Origin of the sequence: Neobacillus drentensis, assembly GCF_036965245.1 — a bacterium.
GTDB classification, from domain to species: domain Bacteria; phylum Bacillota; class Bacilli; order Bacillales; family Cytobacillaceae; genus Neobacillus; species Neobacillus drentensis_G.
In genome coordinates this window covers 1-3,394 of record NZ_JBALPG010000168.1, presented here as the reverse complement: position 1 = coordinate 3,394, position 3,394 = coordinate 1, and the positions used below count along the sequence as shown (strand labels likewise).

The window sequence follows — 3,394 nt, the reverse complement described above, 5'->3', positions numbered from 1 at the left end:
GAATGGCCAGATATTTAAGTATAAAGACCCTCTATATAAAAATGATTCTGATGTAAAAGACAGTTCATTGTATAAGGAAAGTATAAAAAATAAAGACAAAGTATTTAGTATAAATAATTTTAATAGTTCTGATGATGTAAATGCAAAAGGAATTGATTTTTTAGTTGGAATTAGTCCAGAATACAGTTGGTACAATACAGCTACTGAGTTTATATATTGTGAAATTAAAACAGAGGCACTAAATTCTATCTATTCAAGATTTACGAATGATTCTGTAGGAAAAATGATTATCGCTGATCCTAAGGGGAAAATTGTAATATCACCGGATAAAAGTTTGCTTGGAAAAAATGTTTCTCAAGTAGAATATCTTAAGGATATTAACAATAAGGACAATAATTTTTATAAATATAATTATAAAAAAGACACTAAGAATATATCGAAATACACCTCAGAAAAGTCAGGATGGACTGTTATCAATATAATTGACGATAAGGCACTAACAAAGGATACAACTAACATTATGAAAATACTATTTGCCATATTTGTAGTATTCAATTTGTTATTTATTTTATATTGTAAAACCTTCTTTAAAGATATTTTAAAGCCAATAAAAGAACTTATAAAAAAAATGAAAGGTATTAAAGATGGAAGGCTTGATGAAATCACAAATATAAATACTAATTTGGAAGAAATTAATGAGTTAGGAAGCAACTATAATAAGATGATTAATGATATTAAGAACCTTATGGTAGAGAGGGATTTGAAGGAAAGAGAACGTTCTAAGGAAGAAATGAAGGTCTTACAAGCTCAAATAAATCCCCACTTCATTTATAATACCTTAAATGTAATTAAATTAATGGCTATGATCTCAAAGGCAGAGAGCATTAGAAAGGTAACAGATTCCTTTATGAAGCTTTTATCTGCAACCTTTAGAAGTGAATCCACCTTTATTACTGTAAGAGAAGAATTGGAATATCTTGATAATTATGCAGATATAATGAAGGTTCGGTTTGGAGATGATTTCAATTTAGTGGTTAAGGTGGAGGAAGAAGTAAGAAATCTTTATATTATAAAATTGATATTACAGCCTATAGTTGAGAATGCTATCGTTCACGGATTTAATGAAATTGATGGAGAAAAAAATATCATTATTGCTGGATATGTGTCAGAGGAAAATCTTATCTTTGAAGTTGAAGATAATGGTAGAGGGATCACAGAAGAAGAACTTGAAAGTATTTTTACAAGTAAAGAAAAAAGCAACACAAGCTTTAATCATATTGGAATAAAAAATATTGAAAGCAGGATAAGACTGAATTGTGGACAAGGGTATGGAATAAAAATAGAAAGTGAAAAGAATAAATTCACAAAAGTAAAACTTATACTTCCTATACTAATGAAAAAGGAGAGCTAAGTATGTATAAAATGCTTTTAGTTGAAGATGAGCCTATTGTAAGACTTGCTTTAAAGTCCTTGATAGATTGGAATAATTATGGTTTCGATGAGGTTTTAGAGGCATCTAATGGAAATAAAGCTTTAGAGATAATTAAAGCTAGAGGGGATATTGATATAGTAATAACAGACATTAATATGCCTGTTATGAATGGCATTGAGCTTATTGAGGAAAGTAGACGGCTTGGCATTAATACTGAGTTTTTAGTGTTAAGTGCTTATGATGATTATACACTTGTAAGAAGTGCCTTTAAGCTCGGAATAAATGATTATATTTTAAAAACAGAAATGGAACCGGATAAAATTCTTAAGATGGTTATGGCTGCATTAGAGAACAAAAAAAGAAAAAAAGGTAGTAAAAATCATAGTGTTAATAGAAATGACCTAGTTAGGAAATTAATTGCTGGAGATTTTACTGAGAAGGATTTGGAGAATAGTGCACTAAGATTAAAAGGAGAAAATTATATTTGCTGTTCTCTACTTATTGACAGTTTTATAATAGTTAAGAAAAGGTATGAGGATAATGATCTTAAGGAACTTATGAGTTCTGTAACAAATGCTGTTATTCAACTGTTTGAAGTAGTAAATATGGGAGAAATTCTACCAATGTCTCCAGAAGAATATGGGATTATTTTAGCCTTCGACAATTCATATGTTAACTGTTTAAAGGAAAAACTTTCAGATATTTTAAATAAAATAAGAAATGCTCTTTTAAATTTCTTAAATATTGAAGTAACTATTGGTATAAGTGAGGTTAGCAGCGATATTACAAAGATAAGCTCACTAATTGATGAAGCACAGAAAAATGCTAGATTTAGATTTATTTATGGCAAGGGAAAAAATATTTATCCTGAGAATGTAGAGGAGTTTAATAAGATAAGGAAAAATAAGAATAACAATATAACTCAACAAATTGTTATAGAAATGAGTAAGGACAATGGGCTTTTAGAAGCGTTGGATAGGTTAGATGAAGAAAAGTGTTTAGAAGAGATGAAAAGGGTTTTTCAGTTGAATGAACTATCTGGAGCAAGTGAAATTGAAACCTTTTATATTTATTATTTAGAGATAGTATTAATGGTAATTCACTACATAATTAAGGATGAAGAAGTTAATCTTGAAGCTATTATTGGAGAAGATTTGGATTTTTATAGCGAAGTAAGAAAATTTGAAACTAAATTAGAAATTGAGGAATGGATACTAATGCTTCTAACAAGAGTTATTAATTCTTTAAGAAAAATAAACCAGAGGGAGAATGCAGCAATTAAAAAGGCAAAGGATTTTATTCATAAGAATTATGGTGATAGAGTTACCCTAGATATGGTAAGTAAATCTATAGGCTTTAGTAAGGCGTATTTCAGTAAAATATTCACAGAAGAAACAGGGTATAACTTTACTACATATTTAACTAATATAAGGATAGAAAAGGCCAAGGAGTTTTTAGCTAAAACTGATATGAAGATATATGAGATATGTGATGAAATCGGTTATCCTAACATTGAACATTTCAGCAGAACCTTTAAAAAACTTGTAGGCATTAGCCCTATGCAGTATAAAAATGACAGAATGAGGGGTATTCCAAGTGAAAGGAGGAAAAATAATGAAAGGATTATTTAACTTAGATGGACCATTGTACAAGTTTTGTGTATTAGTTTATGAAACCTTTATGTTAAATTTATTATGGTTTATAGGAAGCTTGCCAATAGTGACAATTGGAGTTTCCACTTCTGCACTATATTATGTTTATGGAAAAAAGGTAAGAGATAATGGCTATTACATATATAGTGACTTTATTAAGGGATATAAAGAAAATTTTAAGCAAGCTTTACCTATAGGAGCAGTTATAACAATAATTTTATCTTTCAGTATTTATAACATATTTAAATTGAATAAAATGGGCAGTACTTATCTATGGCTTCAGGGCTTTCAACTATTTATTATCTTTCAA

3 protein-coding genes are annotated in these 3,394 nt (G+C 28.8%); all 3 read left to right on the top strand.

Annotated elements, in window-relative coordinates; translation table 11 throughout:
* On the top strand, window positions 1-1,411 hold a 1,411-nt coding region (locus V7150_RS24035; RefSeq protein WP_335523277.1), incomplete at its 5' end, for a sensor histidine kinase.
* Window positions 1,412-1,413: 2 nt separating this feature from the next.
* Window positions 1,414-3,063, top strand: coding sequence for a response regulator (locus V7150_RS24030; protein WP_335523274.1), 1,650 nt, complete (start codon window positions 1,414-1,416; stop codon window positions 3,061-3,063).
* On the top strand, window positions 3,047-3,394 hold a 348-nt coding region (locus V7150_RS24025), incomplete at its 3' end, for a YesL family protein (RefSeq protein ID WP_335523272.1). The genes V7150_RS24030 and V7150_RS24025, both read left to right, overlap by 17 nt.